We start from the raw sequence: 20,949 nt of genomic DNA on the forward strand, positions 1-20,949 counted from the left end.
GCCGAAGCCCATGAGCTGTGCTTCTCCGATCCGGCGCGGCTCGCGCACGCGATCATGGATGCGGGACGGGACTGACGGTGTGCGGCGTAACGCTCCCATTCGACGTCACATTCACCGGGAGGCGCGATCGGCCAGAGTGATCTCCGATGAACGCAGCTCGCGGGGCATCCTTCTCGACCTTCGGACTATTTCAGCACGATCCAGGCCGGCGCGTGATCGCTGGCGCCGTCCTCGCCGCGGATGGCGCGGTCGACGCCGGCCTTGCTAAGGCGCGGCGCGAGTTGCGGGCTGAGCAGCAGGTGATCGAGCCGCAGGCCGGCATCGCGCGGCCAGCGGTTGCGCTTGTAGTCCCAGAAGGTGAACATCGGCGCGTCCGGATGCAGCGCGCGGATCGCATCGCACCAGCCTTGATCGACCAGCGCCTTGTAGGCGGCGCGGCTCTTCGGCTGGACCAGCGCATCCTTGTCCCAGGACTTCGTCGGATAGATGTCGAGCGCATCAGGCGCGACATTGTAGTCGCCGGCGAGCACGATCGGCCGGTCGTCCTTGATGAAATCAGCCGCGTGCTTGTGCAGCCGCTCGAACCAGGCGAGCTTGTAGTCGAATTTCGGTCCCGGCTGCGGATTGCCGTTCGGCAAGTAGATGCAGCCGACGACGATGCCGCGCACGGCGGCCTCGATGTAGCGCGCCTCGCGATCCCTGATATCGCCGGGCAGGGTGGTGCGCGTCAGCACCGGCTCAGCCTTGCGCGCGAGGATCGCGACCCCGTTCCAGGTCTTCTGGCCCTGCCACACAGCGCCATAGCCGGCCTTGGCGATCTCATCGACGGGGAAGTCGGCCTGGGCGCATTTCAACTCCTGCAGGCAGACGATGTCGGGCTTGGCCGCGCCCAGCCAGCGCAGCAGGTTGGGGAGCCGCCGCCGGACATTGTTGATGTTGAAGGTCGCGATCTTCATGATGCCCGTTGCATTGAGGGGAAGGCCCGATGTCCAAGCTCGCCATCGCCTTTTTGTTCACGCTGTCGCTGGGCCTTGCGGATGCGGCCCGCGCGCCGCTGCTGCCGACCGACGAGCAGCGCGCCGCCTGTCAGGCCGACTACCCAAGGTTCTGCAGCGATGTGCTTCCCGGCGGCGGCCGCATCGTCGCCGGCCTGACGCGCAACTATGCCCAGCTCGCCGACGCCTGCAAGAAGGTGCTGGACGCCGCGAAGACGGAATAGCCGCAGGGACGTCGCGCTTCCGCGCCCCCCTGGCCGACGCTGGCGAGCGAGGCGCGCGAGCCGAGTGCGGTTGTGTGGCTATTTCGGTCGCGACGTCACCAGCGCGCGGATCTTGTCCGCATCCGCCGGCGTCGCGGGATTGTAGATCACCATGGTGAGGTCGGGCCGGCCATCGACGGCGAAGCCCGAAAATTCCAGCGAGAGCGATCCGGCGATGGGATGCTGCAGGACCTTCACGCCATCGCCATGCCGTCCCTGCACGTCGTTGTCGCGCCACATCGCCGCAAATTCCGGGCTCGTCGCGCAGAGCTCATCGACCAGCGACTGGACATTGCGGGCCGCACCGGCGCGCGCCACGTCGGCGCGGAAGGACGCGACCACATAGCGCGCCACGGCCTGCCAGTTGGGCTGTGCTGCGCGGACACGGCTGTCGTGGAACATCATGCGCAGAACATTGCGCTGGCCCTCCGGCAGGGTGCTGTAGTCGGTGAGGACAGCCGCAGCCGCCCTGTTCCAGGCGAGGATGTCCCATGTCGCCGTGCGAACGAAGGCGGGACTGTATTCCAGCGTGTCGAGCACGCGTTGGAGACGGGGTGAGATGCCGTCGATCGCGTGATAGCGGGCTTCGGGTGGCCGGCCGAGACCGAGCAGGAACAGATGCTCGCGCTCGGCGTCGGTCAGCATCATGGCGCGAGCGATGCGGTCCAGCACGTCGGCGGAGGGCGCGCCGCCGCGCCCTTGCTCGAGCCAAGTGTACCAGGTGGCGCTCACATTGGCGCGTTGCGCCACCTCTTCGCGCCGAAGCCCCGGCGTTCGCCGCCGCTGCAGCGGCAGGCCGAAGGCGGTCGGATCGAGCTTGGCGCGGCGATCCCTGAGATAGGTCCCGAGAGGGTTAGCGTCCGTCATCCTGTTAGCGATTATACCCGTATAAAGTCACGACTTTACCAGCATGAGCAGCCTAGCAATATCCCGGCGGTCTGAACAGGGAGTGTGTCTCATGCGCGTATTCGTCACCGGCGCCGCCGGATTCATCGGCTCCGAAACCACCAGGAAGCTGATCGCCGCCGGGCATCAGGTCATCGGCCTCGCGCGCTCCGCCGAGAACGTCCGCACGCTCGAGCAACTGGGCGCGCAGGTTCATCGCGGCTCGCTGCAGGACCTCGACAGCCTGAAGCGCGGCGCGAGGGATGCCGACGGCGTGATCCATCTCGCCTTCATCCACGACTTCGCGAAATTCGCGGAGAACGGCGCCATCGACAAGGCCGCCATCGAAGCTATGGGCGACGTGCTGGCCGGAACGAACAAGCCGTTCATCGTCACCTCCGGAACGGGGCTCGTTGCACCAAACGTGGTGGTCACCGAAGACATGCGGCGCGAGTCGTCAGCGCATGCTCCGCGCGTGTCCGAACGGTCCGGTCTGGCCTATGCATCGCGTGGCGTGCGCGCGATGGCGATCCGCCTGCCGCAGGTGCACGGCGCGCCGGGCAAGGCGGGGCTGATCTCCTATCTGGTGGAGCTCGCGCGGCAGAAGGGCCGCGCAGCCTATGTCGGCGAAGGCACCGAGCGCTGGGCGGCGGCGCATCGATCGGACGTCGCCCGCCTCTACCGGCTTGCCCTTGAGAAGGGCGTGGCAGACGCGATCTACCACGCCGTCGGCGAGGAAGGCGTCCCGATGCGCGAGGTCATCGAGGTGATCGGCCGCGCGCTGAACGTGGCGGTCGTTTCGATCAGGCAGGACGAGGCGGGCGATTATTACGGACCGCTGGCGATGTTCGCGGGCCTGGACATGCCGGCCTCCAGCATCCTGACGCAGCAGCGCCTGGGCTGGAGACCGGACGGGATCGGTTTGATCGCCGACATCGGCCAGCCGGATTACTTCAAGGCATGAGCGTCGGCCGCGAACGTGGGAAGTGCACGAGCCAAGCGCAGGGTCGCGCGAGTCTTGTGCACTGCCACCGGCCTCATGCGATCGGCACGACGCCGGCACCGTGTCGTCCGCGCGCCCCGCAATGACGGCGACGCGGAGATTGGGGCCTTCGGGCGAGAGGCGACTGAACGTAGCGCTCCTGCCGTCATCGCTGCTAGTCTGGTTCATCCCTGCATGAGCCCGCCATGGCAAGACAGCCCATCCCGCACCCGATCCTCTCGACCGCCCGCCTGCGCCTACGACAGTTCGATCCCGCTGACACCGAAGCGATGCACCGGTGCTTCAGCGATCCGGATGCGATGCGCTTCTGGAATCATCCGGTTCACACCAAACGGATCGAGAGCGAACGTGCCGTCCGCCGGTTCATCGATTGTACGCCGTCCTACTACCGGTTCTGGGCGGTGGCAGAAGCCGAGACCGACCGCTGCATCGGCATGGTGAACTATCACGACGGTCACATGCGTGCGAAGCGCGTCACGATCGGCTACATCGTCGATCCTGCCCGGCAGCGCGATGGCATCGCCACCGAGGCGGTCGGTGCGATGCTCGATTTCTGCTTCGGCGAGCTCGGCCTGCACCGCGCGCAGGCGCTGATCCATCCAGACAATGCCGCGTCGCGCAAGCTGGCCGAAAAGCTCGGCTTCCGCTGCGAGGGCCAGTTGCGCGACCACCTGCGCGTCGGCGGCGAATGGCGCGACGACATGCTGTATGCGTTGCTGAAGACGGATCCGCGCGGGTGGGGATGAGGGTGGCCCGCCGGTGAAGCTTAGCTGTGCTCAATCAACGCGTGGCATCATTCCGCGGATGGCGGCCGATGGCTCGATGGAAGCTCCGACTTTGGGACGTCGCCGTCTTCCGATGCTGTTGAGACATGCGACATGTCAGCCTCCTCCTCATCCGCAAGCGGGGAGGTCGGTTGGGGTTGATCTTCGTCGCGATGGCCGCGAATACGCCGGTGCAGTTTTCCGCCCTGGTCGAAGATGATGTTGAGCAGCCAGCCTGCGATGGGGCGCGCGATTGCACGGAACGATCTGGCGATGATGAAGCCGCCTTTGACGTTCTCGATCGGGAAGGCCAGCGCGTTGATCAGCGTGTCGGCGGTCACGTGCCGGTAGTTGTCCGCGAGATGATCGGAGTTGATCAGCATCTGGATGGCGGGCTTGTCGTCCTCACCGTTGAACAGGATCTTCGAAAAGAACTTGCCGTCCGAGCCGGTCAGCTCATTGGCGTCCGCCGCTGCGACCGGATGCAGGCGCACCAAACTCGCCTCAGTTTCCTTGCGGTAGTGGACAGCCAGCGTGAGCTCGCCCATCTGCACCGCAGCCAGCAGCGTGTCGAGATAGTCGGCATCGACCTCGGGCCGGTCGAAACTGACGCCCGGAACCTTTTCAATGATATCGAGGATGCGACCGAGATCCGCCGCCGCTGCGGCGCGGGTCGCAAGACTGGCGGCGAGATCGGCAATCGCCCTGGAGGCGTTCGCGAACTGTCCGCCGACGCTTTTCACGGCACCCGAGGCGATGTCTTTGAGTTTCGAGAACACGAATGTCCACTCGGCTCAAGCAAGCCGTGCGGCTTTTTGAGCCTCTTGTTCAGATCTATGTTGTGAAAGAGGAAACTTGCATGTGACGGTAGTGCCGATACCGACCACCGTGTCTATTTGGACCCTCCCGCCATGTAGCTCGACAAATGAGCGCACAAGCGACAAGCCGAGCCCGGCACCGCGATGGCGCGAGCCCTGGGAATTGCTCTCGAACCATTCGAACACTTTATCCTTCATCCCGGGTGGAATGCCGGGGCCCGAATCGGTAACCGAGAATGCGACATTGTGATCCGTCTGGCGAGCGCTGACCACGACGGTAGAATTTTGCGGCGAGAAGCCTATGGCATTGACCAACAGATTGTAGAGCACCTGTACGATGCGGCGCTCGTCGCCGAGGAAGATACCAACATTGTTATCGACCTCGATCTTCAGTCGGATGCGGTCGGTAGCAAGCCGGTCCTGCACGCCCTCGGTCGCGGCCTCGATCACCTTAACTGCATCCACCGGGCCCAGTTCCAACCTCATCGCGCCTGCATCAATGGTGGCGAGATCGAGAATGTTGTTGGTCAATGCAAGCAGCGCGTTGGACGATTTGGTGACGTAGTCGAGATATTCAGCCTGTTTGGGCGTCAGCGGGCCGTTGGCCGGATCGCTTAGGAAATGTGTGAAGCCCACGATCGTAGTGAGTGGTGCGCGCAGTTCGTAGGACACATGGTGGACGAAATCGATCTTCATCTGTCCAGCGGCCTCGAGCGCTTCATTACTTTCGCGTAACGCCTGCTCAACTTGCTCGGTATCAGTGATGTCTTGGAAGGTGAGCATTGTTGCATCCTCAGGCAGCGGCCGACTGATGCAGTCGAGCACAGTGCCGTCCTTGCGCTTGAGCTTTAGAGCCATGTTGCTCCGGCTTTCGAACGAGGTAATGGTTTCGCTGATTGTGCGCCAGGCCTCAGGCTCGTCGTAGAGGTTCCGGCACCAAGATACGAGGGTGTCGATGTGCGGGTGTCCGCGCAATGCGTCAGGCGTCAGCCTCCACATTGTTGCGAAGGCCGGGTTAAATAACTCGACACGGCCATTGCTGCCGAACACGACGACACCCTCGGCGAGGCTATCTAGCGTCTCGCGCTGCACCCGAATCAGGCCATCGAAGCGGCGGGCGAGGGCGAAGCTCTCGGTGACGTCATCGAAAAGGTAGGTGATGCCGCCCTCGGGATTGGGCGTGGTGACGACTGACAACGTGCGGTCGTCGGGTAGGAACCAGGTATCCTTGGCGACCTCGACTGCGCGATAGGCATGGTGCAGCTTGGCTTTCCAGGCGCTGAAGTCGGCCTGCTCGGGCAATTTGCGCGCTGCGCGCAGACGATCGAGCACGGAGGAATCATCCGGCTGGCTGTTGAGGAATGCCGCGTCGAGATCCCACAGGCGTCGATACGATTCGTTATAGAACACCAGGCGGCGCTGGTTATCAAAAACGGCGACACCCGATGACAAATGATCAAGCGTGTGGCGGAAGAACTGCTTCAGCCCCCCTTCAGAAACATGGCTGAGTCCGTCAGGTTTTAAGGTCTCATAACCTTTCGCGCCGGTTAGAATCGCACCTTCAATGTTTGTTGTTGTGTCCCATCGTGCTTCGTTCCAGTGCGTGTATGACAGGTTTGCTCCAAAAAAGTTGTAACCACGCAGATCTGAACCCCGAAAGTCGACGCCCACGAGGTTGGCGAACCGAAAATCCACGTTCGGGTTCAATCCCGAGATTTCTACCAAGTCAGAAAAGCAGGCAGAACTAGATTGGTAGACGGCTGCAATATTGCGCTTCTCAGCGTCTTTAAGCCAATCAGAATCTGACGGAACAAGGGGATGTTGATCGCCGCTAGTCATGTTTGCCTTTCTGCGTATCATGCAGTTCAGCCACAAGAGTCTGCTTCGCAAGAATTAGATCGCCTTCGGTGTATCCAAAGTCATTGGATTTCGCCGTTCGGCTAAGCGCAATTGCAGCAATTATGCCGACCACGGCGGCTCGGTTCTGTTCAGCCTGCTTTTGGCTGAATCGTTGATCTGTGTTGATCGGGATTGTATTGGTCCGATGAAACCACAGGTCCGTCATGGAACATCGGAAGGTGACTGAGACTTCGATCGTGTCGCTGCCAAGATCAGGCAGGATATGGCAAAGTGGTTCATCGCCAATTATCTTGTGTTCCAACACTCCATCATCGTTCAGTCCCTCTCCGTAAACTCGCCAGAAGTTATGTCCTGCATCGGCTACGCGCCAGACTCGCTGGACGTACTCGTGATCTTTTTGTTCTGATTGAGAGTTGCTGCGCTCTAATTTTCCTCCGACGTCGACTTCGGCTTTTCCGAGGTTTCCTATTAATTTGGAAAGGCCGAAACCGATGCGTCCGCCGACCATGCCCTCTTTTTTTGAGTGGTCGATCTCCGAGTGCTTGACCTTGATCAGTCCGACCGTGGTCTGCAGACGTCCTCGATTACTTATTTGTCCACCTTTGGGCTCGACCACAACGTCACCCGCCAGAAAACCAATTGTAAACTGGAGTGGACTTTGGTCGGTCCTAATCTCGCCGCGCAGTTTGCCGCACCATAGCCCGACTAGCAGTCCGAGGCCCTCTTTCGTATGGAGGTTAGTTGGACTCTCGACGGAGAGAGAGGCTAGCCTGTCATCGGCAAATTGAGTTCGCGCGATCGAAATGCTCCACATCGATGGCCTCGTTTTGAGGGTGGTGATCGCATAATGACACAACCCGATAAAGACTGCCAAGTTGTGGTGTTGCCTTAGAAGAGCGGGGGCTGGCTGCGTCCGTACGAGAGTTGAAAACCTAGACGAGAGCCTGCGTCAAATGATCGATTTCCTCAATGATCTCAACGCGACTCACCCTGTCCAGCCCTCCCGCGAAAAATATTTACATTTCGTTTTTCCGAAAATCATGCTTCACTCCCTCCGTCCCGCCTCGGCACGAGGGGCGTATCGCGATCGTCATGACACGCGGGGCGGGATGCGGTGGGCGCTTCGGGTCGCAGCATGGCTTGACGTCATGCGGACGAACGGCACGAGGCGCACGTCGAAAACGTATGGTCCTGGCATCTCGACGCTGATGCTACGCCGGCGGTGATGATCCGCCGGTCACGGGGGCAAGACAGCCGATCCCCGGGGAGAGTACGTATAAGACGTAAAGCCATCGCGCAGGGAATGCCGGTTGACCGGCTGGACCTGTGGTGACTGCCGCCTGCTTTTTTTCTGCAGGCGGGCCATGGGTTGCGGCCAGCACCCGGCATTCCCTGCGCCCTCGTCTTTCGAAGAGGGTGAAATGAGATGCAAGCCTCGGGCGTTACATGCCGCGAGAACGATGGCTCATGTCAGTTCACCGTCATTGCGAGCGCAGCGAAGCAATCCAGGGTGGTGTGCGGGACTCTGGATTGCTTCGCTGCGCTCGCAATGACGATGTGGCAGCAGCTGTGTGCACGTCAGACAGAGAGCGTTGCTGCGCGCGATCAGCTTTCCGCTGTCGCCGCGCCGCCCTTGTAGATGCGATGATAGCGCCGGCCGAGATTGGTCAGGACTTCGTAGCCGATGGTGCCGAAATGATGCGCGAGCTCGTCGACCGTGATGCCCTCGCCGAGCAGCGTGGCGAAGTGGCCGCGGCGGGCGGCCTTCGGCGGCAGGTCGGTGACATCCACCGCGATCAGGTCCATCGAGATGCGCCCTGCGATCGGGCAGCGTTGGCCGGCAATGATGACGTCGGCGCCGCGGGTGCCGTCGTTGGAGCTCGCCGCGCGGAAATAGCCGTCGGCATAGCCGGCGGAGAGGATCGCGATCTTTGTCGGGCGGCGCGCCGTCCAGGTGCCGCCATACCCGACCGTGTCGCCACGGGCGAGGTCGCGCAACTGCACGATGCGCGCTCTTATCTCGGCCACCGGCTGCATCGGATTGTCGGCCTCCGGCGTCGGGTTGACGCCGTAGAGCGCTGCACCCGGGCGGACCATGTCGAACTGGAACGAGGCGCCGAGGAAGATGCCGGAGGAGGCGGCAAGCGCGGCGGGCACGCCGGTGAAGACGCTGGCGACCTCGCGGAATGTCGCGAGCTGGCGCGCGTTCGACGGGCTGTTGATCTGCTCGGCGGAGGCCAGATGGCTCATGACCAGCGTGATGCCGTGGTCGCCGCTCTGGATGCGCGGGATCATGCCCTGCGCATCGATCGGGGTGAGGCCGAGCCGGTTCATGCCGGTGTCGACATGGACGGCGGCGCCGCCCTTCCAGCCAGTGCGGCGGCAGAAGATGTCCCATTCGGCGAGCTCGTTGAGCTCGCCGATGACCGGGCGGCAGTTGATCGCAGCGTAGTCGTCGCCGGTGTTCTGGAAGAAGCCGTCGAGCACGTAGAGCGCGGCAGTGTCGGGCAGGGCCGCGCGGGCGACCTTGGCCTCGGCGAGCGTCGCGACGAAGAAGGTCTTGCAGCCGGCGGCCGCGAGCGTGCGCGCCACCTGCGGGATGCCGCAGCCATAGGCGTCGGCCTTGATCACGCCGGCGCATTCGGCCGGCACCGCGGTCTTTTCCAGCTTGCGCCAATTGGCGGCGAGCGCGTCGACATCGATCGTCAGCACGCCGGTGGCGCTGGCGGGCACCTGGACCTCCTCAGGACCGGGGGCGGGCTGATCAGCGGCGGGTTTCAGATCGGGAACGCTCATGTCGCGCTTTTACGCGGTGCAGCGTCCCGGTTCAACAGCACACGGTCAATAGTCGTGATGCTGCGGCGGCAGGCCGTCATGGGCGAGGTCGCCGAAGCGCGTGACCGAGGCGTCGAAGTGCAATTCAACCGTGCCGGTCGGACCGTGGCGCTGCTTGCCGATGATCACCTCGGCCTTGCCGAGCGCCAGATCCATTTCCATCTGCCACTTCTGGTGCTCCTCGGTGCCGGGGCGCGGCTCCTTGGCGGCGAGGTAGTACTCGCCGCGATACACGAACAGCACCACGTCGGCGTCCTGCTCGATCGAGCCGGATTCACGCAGGTCCGACAGCTGCGGCCGCTTGTCCTCGCGATTCTCGACCTGACGCGACAGCTGCGACAGCGCGATGATGGGAACGCTGAGCTCCTTGGCCAGCGCCTTCAGGCTGGTGGTGATCTCGGTGATTTCCTGCACGCGGTTGTCGTTGCCGCGCTTGCCCGAGCCCGACAGTAGCTGGATGTAGTCGATCACCAGGAGGTCGAGGCCCTTCTGGCGCTTCAGACGGCGGGCGCGCGCCATCACCTGGGCGATCGAGATGCCGCCGGTCTCGTCGACATAGAACGGCAGCGACTGCAGCTCGATCGAGCATTCGCGCAGCTTCTCGAAATCGGCCTCGGTGATGCCGCCGCGGCGGATGTGGCTCGACGGAATGCCGCTGCGCTCGGCGATGATACGGGTGGCGAGCTGCTCGCCGCTCATTTCGCACGAGAAGAACCCGACCACGCCGCCCTGGGCGGCCCGATAGGTGCCGTCGGGCTGCAATTCGGGCACATAGGCCTGGGCGACGTTGTAGGCGATGTTGGTCGCGAGCGAGGTCTTGCCCATGCCGGGACGGCCGGCGAGGATGATCAAGTCGGAGTGCTGCAGGCCGCCCATCTTGGCGTCGAGATCGCGCAGGCCCGTCGAGATGCCGGACAGCTTGCCGTCGCGCTGGAACGCCTTGGCGGCCATGTCGAGCGCGGTCGTCAGGGCTTGCGAGAATTTCTGGAACCCGCCGTCGTAGCGGCCGGACTCCGCGAGCTCGTACAGCCGGCGCTCGGCGTCCTCGATCTGGTTGCGCGGCGCGAAGTCGACCGGCGCGTCATAGGCGACGTTGACCATGTCCTCGCCGATGCCGATCAGATCGCGGCGCAACGACAGGTCGTAGATGGTGCGGCCATAGTCCTGGGCGTTGATGATCGTGGTCGCTTCGGCCGCGAGCCGCGCCAGATACTGCCCGACGGTCATGCCGCCGATGTCGACGTCGGCGGGCAGGAACGTCTTCAAGGTCACCGGCGTCGCGACCTTGCCCATCCGGATCAGGCTGGACGCGGTCTCGAACACGGTCTGGTGCAGCGGCTCGAAGAAATGCTTCGGCTCGAGGAAGTCCGACACGCGATAGAACGCGTCGTTGTTGACCAGGATCGCGCCGAGCAGACCCTGTTCCGCCTCGATGTTGTGAGGAGCGCTGCGATAGGCCGGCGTTGCTGCGTCAGTCGGCGCCAGCTTGTGAACGTTCGAATCGGTGAGTGCCATGACCGCGTGTTTAGCAGCTTTGAAGGGGAGGGGATAAAGCGCCAGTCGCGCGCGAAGCGGAAGCGAAAGCTGAGCGCTATTCACCGTCCGGTAAATCTGGTGGATGAATCCGGACTCGCCAGATGTCGCGCTTGACGGAACCGGCGGGACTCAACGCCGCGCAGGCGGGAGTGACGCGCCGCTGCAATCAGGGAACGCGATCGTTCGACAGTTCTGCGATATGGGAACGGGAGCCGGCACGCCCATGCGCGCCACGGCCGCCAGCGGATCCGCGCGGGACGTCAGACCAGCAGCAGATAGAGGAGGGCGAGGAGGGAGGCACCCACGCCGGCGGCAATCAGCGCGTAGTCGGTGCTGAAGTCGGTCTGCGGTTCCAACATGGCTCTGGTGGGGCTCTGGGACATGCGGGGACACTACGGCCAGGCTTTCCCGGGGTCTGTGAGCCAGTTCACAGACCGCACGATTTGTTTGAAAATTTGAGTCGGATGGGCGTGATCTCGCGCGCGAGACGCAACCTGTCCACCGCGCGTCTCAAAATTGAACCCGAGCCCGGCGGGGCGCTGCCGAGCGAATGCGGGCATCCGTCTCTGCAAGACCATCGCACTGACGCCGCCCTCCGCTGTCGTCCCGGGCCGCGCGCGCTACTCCCCTGCCATCCGCAGCGCCGGACGGCTGCCGCGCTCGCGCGCCCGCAGCCGCGTCTCCTCACGGGGAATGTAGTCGCGCGTCATCGGCACGATGCCCTGGCGCTTCGTCAGCTGGATCTGGACATTCATCAGGTTCTGCTTGCGGAACGCCATCTCCGATATCGCCAGGTAGAACTCCCACATCCGCGCGAAGCGCTCGTCATAGAGCTGCACGGCCTCGTCGCGCCGGGCCATGAAGCGTTCGCGCCACGCCTTCAGGGTCTCCGCGTAGTGCAGCCGCAGGATCTCGATGTCGCAGACGAGCAGCCCGGCGCGCTCGATCGCCGGCAGCACCTCCGAGAGGGCTGGGATGTAACCGCCGGGGAAGATGTATTTGGCGATCCATGGATTGGTCGCATCCGGCCCCCCGGAGCGTCCGATCGAATGCAGCAGCATGACGCCGTCGTCCGCGAGCAGCTCGGCGCAGCGGCGAAAGAAGGTGTCGTAGAAGGCGACCCCGACATGCTCGAACATGCCGACCGAGACGATGCGGTCGAAGGTGCCGGGCACGTCGCGATAATCCTGCAGCAGGAAGCGGGCGGAGGCGGAGAGGCTACGTTCGGCCGCGCGGGCTTCGGCGACCTGCAACTGCTCGGCCGACAACGTCACGCCGGTCACGTCGGCATCACACATCTCAGCCAGGTAAAGTCCAAGCCCGCCCCAGCCGCAGCCGATGTCGAGGATGCGATGGCGGCGGCCGATCAGCAGCTTGGCTGCGAGATGACGTTTCTTGGCGAGCTGGGCGTCGTCCAGCGTCGCGTCCGGCGTCTCGAAATAGGCGCAGGAATATTGCCGGTCGGCATCGAGGAACAGCGAATACAGCCGGCCGTCGAGATCGTAATGATGGGCGACGTTGCGGCGCGCGCGTCCCCTGACGTTGAGCTGGCGCAGATGGCGGGCCAGGTAGCGCAGCCACCATTGCGGTTTTGCCCAGTCGGGCACCACGGCCGGCTGGCTCATCACGATCGACAGCAGATCCGCGATCGATCCCCGTTCGACCACGAACGAGCCGTCCATATAGATCTCGCCGAGCGCGAGCTCGGGATTGGCCAGAAGCCGGCGCTCGGCTTCATGGGTCAGGAATCGTGCCGCCACGGGAACACCGGTTCCATCCCCGCAGCTGAACGTCGTGCCGCTGGCGGTCGTAAAGCTGATCGACCCACGGCAAATGAAGCTACTCAACAGACTTCGCAGCAAACGGTCCATCCACACCACCCAACGAGCCATCCCGTGAGTTGTTGACTTTCCCGGCCGTCGCACTCGACGCATCGAGAACCGATTGGTTCCCTGTCATCACCTTGTTATGTTACTCAGCGGGCACAAGCCGACGCCACTGCCATGAACACAACGCCGATATTCCGTCATGTCATTGATCGATGGACATCTCAGCGCAGGAACATCTGTGCGCTTTCATTCGCTCCGCAATCCGTTAAAAAGGCCGCGGCCGCCGGCCTTTTGGCCGGTGTCCGGCATCTGACCGCCGGACGAGGTCTGAAGGAATCGCCATCGAGGGCGTGGAGCGACCGCAATGTCCGCTGTCACGTTCGGCTGATCGCGAGAGGAAACACGGCAGCGGATGTCGCGCGGGGGCGGCGCCGTGTGGGCGAAACCATAGCTGGAGAATGAGAATGGTGGGCCGAGCGCTCAATTTGGCGACGGTGGTGGCGGTGTTCTGCATGGGCTTTGCGGGGGCCGCCGTTGCGCAGGAAAATCTCGATGCGGGCAAGAGTCCTGCGCAGATCTACAACGGGACCTGCGTGGTCTGCCACAAGTCGCCGCGCGGCCTGGTCAAGAACACCTCGGCCGGCTCGCTGCCCGGGTTTCTGCGCCAGCATTATACGACGAGCCCCGAGATGGCCGGCGTGCTCGCCAACTACCTGATTGCGAACGGCGCTGCGGATGCGCGCTACACGGGCCATTCGGCCAAGGACGGCAAGGAGACGCGGTCCGAGCGCCGCGCTCGGTCGGCCGCCACCGAGCCGTCGGAGGCGAAGCCAGCCGCCGCGGATGCTGCTGCCAGCCCAGGCGAGCCGCGCCGCCGTTCGGGTCATCACTCCAAGCGCTCCGCGCCGGCCGAGGCGAAGCCCGACGCGGCAGCGGATCCAACCGCTGCGCCGGCCGATGGCGAGGGCAGCGCGCCCGCGAAGAAGGGCAGGCTCGGCAAGCGCAAGAAGCCGGCCCAGGAGGGCTCGGCTGCGGAGGAGACGCGCGGCGAGCCGACCGGTGCGACCCGGCCGTCGCCGTCGCGCGAGGACAGCGCCGCCGGCTCCGAGCCGCCGCGGGTCGAGCCGGCGAGATCGAGCGACGCCGCCCCGGCGCTGCGGGCCGATCCGGTCCCGCCGGTGACGCCGGCGCCGGCCACGACCCAGTCGGTGCCGTCGGATCCCTCGGTTCCGTCCTCGCCCTCGCGGTGAGACGACAATGAAAAAGCCCGGCTCGTTGAGCCGGGCTTTTCCGCAAATGGGCTGAGCGCGCTTACTGCTGCGCGGGCTCGCCGGCAGCGCCCTCGTCCTGGGCCTCCGGATCGAAGAACTCGCCGGCGGCGGCAATCGCTTCGGCGGCGGCGTCGCGGTCCTCCTGGCGGGTCGAGATGTCCTCGCCGCGCTTGATGCGCTCGGCCTCGTCGGCGCTGCGGGCGACCGTCACGGTCACCGAGGTCTCGACCTCCGGGTGGATCGCGATGGTGATCGTCTGCTTGCCGATCGTCTTGATCGGGGCGTCGAGCCAGACCTGCGGCCGGCTGACGGTGATGCCGTCGGCGGCCAGCGCGGCGACGATGTCACGCACCGAGACCGAGCCGAACAGCTGGCCGGATTCGGAGGCTTGGCGGATGATGACGATGTCGCGGCCGTCGATCTTCTCGGCGACCTTGGCCGCCTCGCCCTTGGCCTTGATATTGTTGGCCTCGAGATCGGCCTTCATGCCCTCGTACTTGGCCTTGTTCTCGGCCGTCGCCCGCAGCGCCTTCTTGCGCTTCAGCAGGAAGTTGCGGGCGAACCCGTCCTTGACCTTCACGATCTCGCCCATCTGGCCGAGCTTGGCGACACGTTCCAGCAGAATGACTTCCATCGATGTTCTCCTTGTGATGTTCGGAAGCGGTTGGTGTGAGGTTGAGCCTTTACGGCACCGGCAAAGGCGGCGGCTGCCGCGGGCCGAAACGGTGGCGGAGGTCGAAGGCGGCGTCGGCGAGGCCGAGGACGATCATCGCCAGCATGGGGATCGGCCAGATGAAGGTCAGCATCAGCGCGTAGGCGAGGCCGAGCCAGAGCGGCCGGGTGCGCAGCGGCAAGGTCAGCGTATGCAGGACCGCGAAGCCGGTCAGCGCATAGGCGGTCAGCAGCGCTGCGGCGGCGATCCGCGCCAACATGCCGATCAGTCCGCCTGGGAAGCAGAAGGCGATGATCGCAAACAGCGCCGGAAGCGTCATCAGCGGCAGCTTGGTGTCACGCAGGCGAGGCCATGGGCGCATCAGCCGGCCGGAGATCGCCGTGATCTTTGCGGCTGCCAGAACGTTGAGCGACAGGATCGTGGTCATGATCACCGCGGCCATGGGCGGCGCCATGAAGACCAAGAGCTCGATCAGCCGGGGAATGTCGACCGCGTCGGTCGACGTGACGGTATTGCCGAGCACGCGCGACAGCAGCCGCCTGAGACCCTGATTGGTGGCCGTCATGTCGGTGCCGAAGGAGAACGCGGCGATCAGCGCCGCGATCACCGCGATCCACAGCAGGATATGGCCGGGCGGATACCATTCGATGCCATCCTGGCCGGACGGGCTGGTCGTCGGACGGCCGAGCAGGACGAGGTGGCCGAGCCACCAGGCCGGCAGCGTCACGGAGACGGCAAAGGCGAGAGCGCGATCGAAGCCGAAGATGGCCAGCACGCAAGCGGTTGCCACGAGACCGCCGATGACAGCGCAAGGCCGGCCCCAGGCGATCGCGGCGACCAGCAGCGGCACGGGCGCGAGCAGCGCAAGCACGAGCGCCGTCATCACGCCCGACCCGGTCGAGGCGAACATGACCGCGGAGGCAGCGCCTGCCGCGAGCGCGATGAGAAGCGTTCCGATCATCAGCTGTCCCGCTCCCTTCGAGCGGTTAGAGGCGTGATGGCCCCAACCATCGGCGACCGGACGACCCGGAAGCCTTATGAGAATTCAACGAGAGGAGCCGGCGGCGCGGGGCCGCCGGTCCGAGGTCCGCAATCAGCGGATGACGTAGGGCAGCAGGCCGAGGAAGCGGGCGCGCTTGATGGCGCGCGCGAGCTCGCGCTGCTTCTTTGCCGAGACGGCCGTAATGCGGCTCGGCACGATCTTGCCGCGCTCGGACACGTAGCGCATCAGCAGCTTGGAGTCCTTGTAGTCGATCTTCGGCGCGTTCGGCCCGGAGAACGGGCAGGTCTTGCGGCGGCGGAAGAACGGGCGACGTGCGGGGGCTTCAGCCATTGATCTTACTCCTCGTCCGCAGTTTCTTCGTCACGGGGACGGCGCGGGGGACCGCGATCACCACGGTCGCCACGATCACCGCGGAAACCGCCGCCATCGCGCTCACCACGGAAGCCGCCGCCACGGTCGTCGCGCTCACGGTCGCGATCGGCCTTGCGCATCATCGCCGACGGACCTTCCTCGAGCTCGTCGACGCGGACGCTCAGGTAACGAATCACGTCCTCGCTGATCCGCTCCTGACGCTCGATCTCGGCGATCGCCGCCGAAGGCGCGTCGATGTTGAGCAGCACGAAGTGCGCCTTGCGGTTCTTGTTCATGCGGTAGGTGAGGGAGCGAACGCCCCAATTCTCGGTCTTGGTGATCTTGCCGCCGAGACCTTCGACGATGCCGGTCATCTGGGCCGTCAGTTCTTCCACCTGCTGGGTGCTCGCGTCCTGACGCGCGAGAAAAACATGCTCATAAAGAGGCATGGCTGTCCTTTCCATGTTGCGCAGATCCCGGCGTCAAGCCCTTCGAGCCCTTGTGGAAAGGACTCGCAGACGTCAGCTCAGAAGGCGGGAACACGGGACGACGGGCCGACTGGCCCTGCCCCACCAAAGTCGCCTGGACATCCTGGAGGAGATACATCCCCAGGATCGAGCAAGGTTAATTTGCTGGGACCGTCCGTTCAGCTCCCGGCTCGGGATCCACGGATGGCGGGCCTTATACCGATTTTCGGCGCCAAGGCAAGGGAAAGTGGTCGAATTGCGCCCGTCACGCGCTTGACATCCCAGCCTTTGCCAGTGTCTTTCCGGCCAAAGCTACTCAATTCCAGGGATTTTGGAACGTTCAGGGGGCGGCCATGACGGCAGCATTCACTTTTCCGGGGCAGGGGTCCCAGGCCGTCGGCATGGGCAAGGCGCTCGCGGACGCCTTCCCGGTCGCCCGCTCCGTGTTCGAGGAGGTCGACGCCGCCCTCAGCGAGAAGCTGACCGCCCTCATCTGGGAAGGCCCGGCCGAAACCCTGCAATTGACCGAGAACGCCCAGCCCGCCCTGATGGCGGTTTCGATGGCAACCTTGCGGGTGCTGGAGGCCGAGGCGGGGTTCTCGGTCGGGCGTGATGCGGCCTTCGTCGCCGGCCACTCCCTCGGCGAATATTCGGCACTCGCGGCTGCCGGCAGCCTGACCATCGCCGACACCGCCCGCCTGCTGCGGACGCGCGGTCTCGCCATGCAGAAGGCCGTTCCGGTGGGCGTCGGCGCCATGGCCGCGCTGCTCGGGATGGATTACGAGGCCGCCGTGGCTGTTGCCGACGAGGCGGCCCAGGGCGAGGTCTGCCAGGCCGCCAACGACAATGGCGGAGGGCAGGTGGTGGTGTCCGGCAACAGGGCCGCCGTCGACCGCGCGGTCGAGATCGCGCGCGGCAAGGGCGCCAAGCGCGCCATGCTGCTGCCGGTCTCCGCGCCGTTCCATTGCAAGCTCATGCAGCCGGCGGCGGACGTCATGGCGGAGGCGCTGTCCAAGGTCACCATCAAGGCGCCAGCCGCGCCGCTGGTCTCGAACGTGCTCGCGGCGCCGATCAGTGATCCCGACGAGATTCGCCGTCGCCTGGTCGAGCAGGTCACGGGTACGGTGCGCTGGCGCGAATCGATCGCCTACATGGCGAGCCAGGGCGTGACGCGGTTTTTCGAAATCGGCGCCGGCAAGGTGCTGAGCGGCCTGGTCAAGCGGATCGCGGACGGTGCGGTCGGTGTCGCCGTCGGCGGGCCGGCGGACATCGCGGCCGCCAAGGATGCGCTGGCCGCGGCCAAAACGTCGTAAAGGGCTGCGTGCAGCGGCATTGAGGAGAGTTTGATGTTCGATCTGAGTGGCAGGACCGCGCTGGTCACCGGCGCGACCGGCGGCATCGGCAATGCGATCGCCAAGGCATTGCATGCCCAGGGAGCGACCGTGGCCGTTTCCGGCACCCGGCGCGAGGTGCTCGAGACCCTCGCGGGCGAGCTGGGCAGCCGCGTGCACGTGCTGCCCTGCAATCTGTCGGATACGGCCGAGGTCGAGGCGCTGGTACCGGCCGCCGAACAGGCCATGGGGCAGGTCGACATTCTCGTCGCCAACGCCGGCATCACCCGCGACAACCTGTTCGTGCAGCTGCGCGACGAGGATTGGGACGAAGTGATCAAGGTCAACCTGACCGCGACATTCCGCCTCTCGCGTGCCGCCACCAAGCTGATGATGCGCAAGCGCTTCGGCCGCATCATCGCGATCACCTCGATCGTCGGCGTCACCGGCAATCCGGGGCAGGGCAATTACACGGCGTCCAAGGCCGGCATCATCGGCATGATCAAGACGCTCGGTGCCGAATATGCCAAGCGCGGCGTGACCGCCAACTGCATCGCCCCGGGCTTCATCAAGACACCGATGACCGACGCGTTGAACGAGAAGCAGCGCGAGTCGATCCTCGCCAAGGTGCCGGCGGCGCGGTTGGGCACGCCCGAGGACATTGCTGCAGCTGCGGTGTACCTCGCCTCAAACGAGGCGGCCTATGTCACGGGCCAGACCATCCACGTCAATGGCGGCATGGCCATGATCTAGGCTCTGCCGCGGCTCGGAATGCGGCGAAAAGACGTCGCGACCACCATACCGGGCCGTGTGGTCAATGATTCGCGTGTATGGTAACCGGGCGGCTGATGGGGGCACGAAGAACGCCATTGCAGGATTTCCAAACCCTGTATATTGGCGGGGCGAGCTACCATCGTTCGCCGGGCCTCCGTCGACTGGTGCTGCTGATCCGGGTTTCTGTTTGAGCGCTCTGGATCGGAGGCGTACCGGCCTCATGGAGAGTGTGGATTGGAGTTTGTGAGTGGCCCCGTTTCCGAAGTTTTCGGACCGCAAGTCGTCCGCCAAATTTCGGTAAAGGGGCGCTGCGGGGCAAATCTGGTTTTGCGCGATCGCGAAGGAAGTTTAGCGGCCGGGGTGATGCGGATCATCCGGGGGTCGGGTCTTAAAGGAACAAGCACGAGGTTGAACGATGAGTGAGATTGGCGAGCGGGTTAAGAAGATCGTGGTCGAACACCTTGGTGTCGAGCCCGAGAAAGTGGTCGACAACGCGAGCTTCATTGACGACCTCGGTGCTGACAGCCTCGACACGGTCGAGCTCGTCATGGCCTTCGAGGAAGAGTTCGGTTGCGAGATTCCGGACGACGCCGCGGAGACGATCCTGACTGTCGGCGACGCCACCAAGTTCCTCGAGAAGAACGCCAAGAGCTGACGCTCTAGCGAAGTTGCGCGAAACCGGCCGATCCGTCTTGTGCGGTCGACCGGTTTCTTGCTGTTGGCGGCGTCGCGATGAGCCGTCATCTGGCGGCCGGCGACGGACGATTCGGACGCGCTGCCTGGCCAGAACGTGTTACTCGAACAATTGACCCGAGGTGCGGCGACGGCAGTCAGCCGATCCACAAGCGCTCAAGGTCGGGTCTGGAGAAACGAACATGAGGCGGGTTGTCGTCACTGGCCTTGGCATGGTTTCGCCGCTTGGCTGTGGTGTGGAAACGACCTGGCAGCGCATCCTTCAGGGCAAGAGCGGTGCGCGCTTGATCGAGTCGTTCGATGTCTCCGATCTTCCCGCCAAGGTGGCCTGTCAGGTGCCGCGCGGCGATGGCTCCGACGGCACCTTCAATGCCGACCAGTGGATGGAGCCGAAGGACCAGCGCAAGGTCGACGATTTCATCATTTTCGCGATGGCTGCGGCGCGTCAGGCGCTCGATGACGCCAACTGGCATCCGGCAACGGAAGAGGACCGCTGCGCCACCGGCACGTTGATCGGGTCCGGCATCGGTGGCCTCTCGGGCATTGCCGACACTGCGATCCTCCTGAAGGAGCGTGGTCCGCGCAAAGTGTCGCCCTTCTTCATTCCCGGACGTCTGATCAACCTCGCCTCGGGCTATGTCTCGATCGAGCACGGGCTCAAGGGCCCCAATCATTCGGTAGTCACCGCCTGCTCGACCGGCGCGCATGCGATCGGCGACGCCAGCCGACTGATCGCGCTCGGCGATGCCGATGTCATGGTCGCCGGCGGCACCGAATCGCCGATTTGCCGAATCGGCATGGCCGGGTTCTGCGCGGCGCGCACGCTGTCGACCGGATTCAACGAGACGCCCGAGCGGGCATCGCGCCCTTACGACAAGGACCGCGACGGCTTCGTGATGGGCGAGGGCGCCGGTGTGGTCGTGCTCGAGGAGTATGAGCACGCCAAGGCACGCGGCGCGCGGATCTACGCCGAAGTCTCCGGCTACGGACTGTCCGGAGATGCCTATCACATCACCTCGCCATCTCCGGACGGCGACGGCGGCTTTCGCAGCATGAGTGCCGCCTTGAAGCGTGCCGGCATCACGGCAGCCGATCTCGACTACATCAACGCCCACGGCACCTCGACGCAGGTCGGCGACGAGATCGAGCTCGGCGCCGTCGAGCGTCTGCTCGGCAATTCCGCGTCGAAGATCTCGATGTCCTCGACCAAATCGTCGATCGGTCATCTCCTGGGAGCTGCGGGCGCCGTCGAAGCGATCTTCAGCATTCTCGCGATTCGGGATAACATCGCTCCGCCGACGATCAACCTGGAGAACCCGTCGGTGGAGACCGCGATCGACCTCGTGCCGCATGCGCCTCGCAAACGCGAGATCAACGTGGCGCTGTCGAACTCGTTTGGTTTCGGCGGCACCAACGCGTCGGTGGTTTTGCGGCGCGTGGCGAACTAGTGCGGAAGGACGGATGCCGCTCGGGCCGATTGTCGCTTGGTCACGTGGATATCCGACTGCAGCCACACTAGAACCCAAGACTTCGCGTGTCCTTCGCAGGTCGGCCTTCGGCGCCGATGCGGTAAGTGGATGCGCATGGCGGTGAGGCCC

Annotated in this window: 19 protein-coding genes and 2 pseudogenes; 8 read left to right on the forward strand and 13 right to left on the reverse strand. The window is 64.5% G+C overall.

Features of this window, described 5'->3' with window-relative positions; translation table 11 throughout:
- Window positions 1-185: 185 nt before the first annotated feature.
- Window positions 186-956, reverse strand: coding sequence for an exodeoxyribonuclease III (gene xth / locus QX070_RS22960; protein ID WP_315739381.1), 771 nt, complete (start codon window positions 954-956; stop codon window positions 186-188).
- 29 nt (window positions 957-985) lie between these two features.
- Here xth and QX070_RS22965 point away from each other — a divergent pair, with 29 nt between their 5' ends.
- Window positions 986-1,219 (forward strand): hypothetical protein, encoded by a 234-nt coding sequence (locus QX070_RS22965; protein WP_315739382.1) that lies wholly within the window; start codon window positions 986-988, stop codon window positions 1,217-1,219.
- A gap of 78 nt (window positions 1,220-1,297) precedes the next feature.
- Here the strand turns inward: QX070_RS22965 and QX070_RS22970 are convergent, their stop codons facing one another.
- Window positions 1,298-2,125: a helix-turn-helix transcriptional regulator gene (locus QX070_RS22970; RefSeq protein ID WP_315739383.1), complete on the reverse strand. Its 828-nt coding sequence runs from the start codon at window positions 2,123-2,125 to the stop codon at window positions 1,298-1,300.
- A 91-nt stretch (window positions 2,126-2,216) separates the two neighbouring features.
- Here QX070_RS22970 and QX070_RS22975 point away from each other — a divergent pair, with 91 nt between their 5' ends.
- Window positions 2,217-3,107 carry an SDR family oxidoreductase gene (locus QX070_RS22975; RefSeq protein WP_315739384.1) on the forward strand — a complete coding sequence of 297 codons (891 nt, stop codon included), beginning with the start codon at window positions 2,217-2,219 and terminating at the stop codon, window positions 3,105-3,107.
- A 224-nt stretch (window positions 3,108-3,331) separates the two neighbouring features.
- Window positions 3,332-3,892, forward strand: coding sequence for a GNAT family protein (locus QX070_RS22980; RefSeq protein ID WP_315739386.1), 561 nt, complete (start codon window positions 3,332-3,334; stop codon window positions 3,890-3,892).
- 47 nt (window positions 3,893-3,939) lie between these two features.
- On the opposite strand, the gene QX070_RS22985 is transcribed toward QX070_RS22980, so the two are convergent.
- From QX070_RS22985 to QX070_RS23015, 7 genes and pseudogenes are all read right to left on the reverse strand, one after another.
- Window positions 3,940-4,689 carry a hypothetical protein gene (locus QX070_RS22985; protein ID WP_315739387.1) on the reverse strand — a complete coding sequence of 250 codons (750 nt, stop codon included), beginning with the start codon at window positions 4,687-4,689 and terminating at the stop codon, window positions 3,940-3,942.
- Window positions 4,690-4,704: 15 nt separating this feature from the next.
- A pseudogene (locus QX070_RS22990) lies at window positions 4,705-6,198 on the reverse strand (PAS-domain containing protein); the annotation flags it as partial.
- A gap of 168 nt (window positions 6,199-6,366) precedes the next feature.
- Window positions 6,367-6,588 (reverse strand): annotated as a pseudogene (locus tag QX070_RS22995) (pentapeptide repeat-containing protein); the annotation flags it as partial.
- Window positions 6,560-7,402: a hypothetical protein gene (locus QX070_RS23000; RefSeq protein ID WP_315739388.1), complete on the reverse strand. Its 843-nt coding sequence runs from the start codon at window positions 7,400-7,402 to the stop codon at window positions 6,560-6,562. The gene QX070_RS23000 and the pseudogene QX070_RS22995, both read right to left, overlap by 29 nt.
- A 791-nt stretch (window positions 7,403-8,193) precedes the next feature.
- Window positions 8,194-9,384: an alanine racemase gene (gene alr, locus QX070_RS23005; protein ID WP_315739389.1), complete on the reverse strand. Its 1,191-nt coding sequence runs from the start codon at window positions 9,382-9,384 to the stop codon at window positions 8,194-8,196.
- Window positions 9,385-9,429: 45 nt separating this feature from the next.
- Window positions 9,430-10,938: a replicative DNA helicase gene (locus QX070_RS23010; RefSeq protein ID WP_315739390.1), complete on the reverse strand. Its 1,509-nt coding sequence runs from the start codon at window positions 10,936-10,938 to the stop codon at window positions 9,430-9,432.
- A 641-nt stretch (window positions 10,939-11,579) separates the two neighbouring features.
- A complete protein-coding gene (locus QX070_RS23015) occupies window positions 11,580-12,830 on the reverse strand; it encodes a cyclopropane-fatty-acyl-phospholipid synthase family protein (protein ID WP_315739391.1) in 1,251 nt (416 codons plus the stop codon).
- 422 nt (window positions 12,831-13,252) lie between these two features.
- On the opposite strand from QX070_RS23015, the gene QX070_RS23020 reads away from it, so the two are divergent.
- Complete coding sequence (locus QX070_RS23020; protein WP_315739392.1) at window positions 13,253-14,038, forward strand: hypothetical protein; 786 nt, start codon at window positions 13,253-13,255, stop codon at window positions 14,036-14,038.
- A 61-nt stretch (window positions 14,039-14,099) separates the two neighbouring features.
- Here the strand turns inward: QX070_RS23020 and rplI are convergent, their stop codons facing one another.
- The 4 genes from rplI to rpsF form a co-directional block, all read right to left on the reverse strand.
- A complete protein-coding gene (gene rplI / locus QX070_RS23025) occupies window positions 14,100-14,693 on the reverse strand; it encodes a 50S ribosomal protein L9 (protein ID WP_315739393.1) in 594 nt (197 codons plus the stop codon).
- Window positions 14,694-14,742: 49 nt separating this feature from the next.
- Complete coding sequence (locus QX070_RS23030) at window positions 14,743-15,693, reverse strand: hypothetical protein (protein ID WP_315739394.1); 951 nt, start codon at window positions 15,691-15,693, stop codon at window positions 14,743-14,745.
- Between the two features lie 132 nt (window positions 15,694-15,825).
- A complete protein-coding gene (rpsR, locus tag QX070_RS23035; RefSeq protein ID WP_008963441.1) occupies window positions 15,826-16,065 on the reverse strand; it encodes a 30S ribosomal protein S18 in 240 nt (79 codons plus the stop codon).
- A gap of 5 nt (window positions 16,066-16,070) precedes the next feature.
- A complete protein-coding gene (gene rpsF / locus QX070_RS23040) occupies window positions 16,071-16,535 on the reverse strand; it encodes a 30S ribosomal protein S6 (RefSeq protein WP_315739396.1) in 465 nt (154 codons plus the stop codon).
- 371 nt (window positions 16,536-16,906) lie between these two features.
- Between rpsF and fabD the strand changes: the two genes are divergently transcribed.
- From fabD to fabF, 4 genes are all read left to right on the forward strand, one after another.
- Window positions 16,907-17,866, forward strand: a complete 960-nt coding sequence (gene fabD / locus QX070_RS23045) for an ACP S-malonyltransferase (protein ID WP_315739397.1) — start codon at window positions 16,907-16,909, stop codon at window positions 17,864-17,866.
- 33 nt (window positions 17,867-17,899) lie between these two features.
- Window positions 17,900-18,637, forward strand: a complete 738-nt coding sequence (gene fabG, locus QX070_RS23050; RefSeq protein WP_315739398.1) for a 3-oxoacyl-[acyl-carrier-protein] reductase — start codon at window positions 17,900-17,902, stop codon at window positions 18,635-18,637.
- Between the two features lie 436 nt (window positions 18,638-19,073).
- On the forward strand, window positions 19,074-19,313 hold the full coding sequence (locus QX070_RS23055) for an acyl carrier protein (RefSeq protein ID WP_006610957.1): 240 nt from the start codon (window positions 19,074-19,076) through the stop codon (window positions 19,311-19,313).
- Between the two features lie 220 nt (window positions 19,314-19,533).
- Window positions 19,534-20,799 carry a beta-ketoacyl-ACP synthase II gene (gene fabF / locus QX070_RS23060; RefSeq protein ID WP_315739400.1) on the forward strand — a complete coding sequence of 422 codons (1,266 nt, stop codon included), beginning with the start codon at window positions 19,534-19,536 and terminating at the stop codon, window positions 20,797-20,799.
- The last annotated feature ends 150 nt before the right edge of the window (window positions 20,800-20,949 follow it).

The sequence above is a fragment of the Bradyrhizobium sp. SZCCHNR1093 genome (assembly GCF_032381175.1).
In the GTDB taxonomy this organism is placed as follows: domain Bacteria; phylum Pseudomonadota; class Alphaproteobacteria; order Rhizobiales; family Xanthobacteraceae; genus Bradyrhizobium.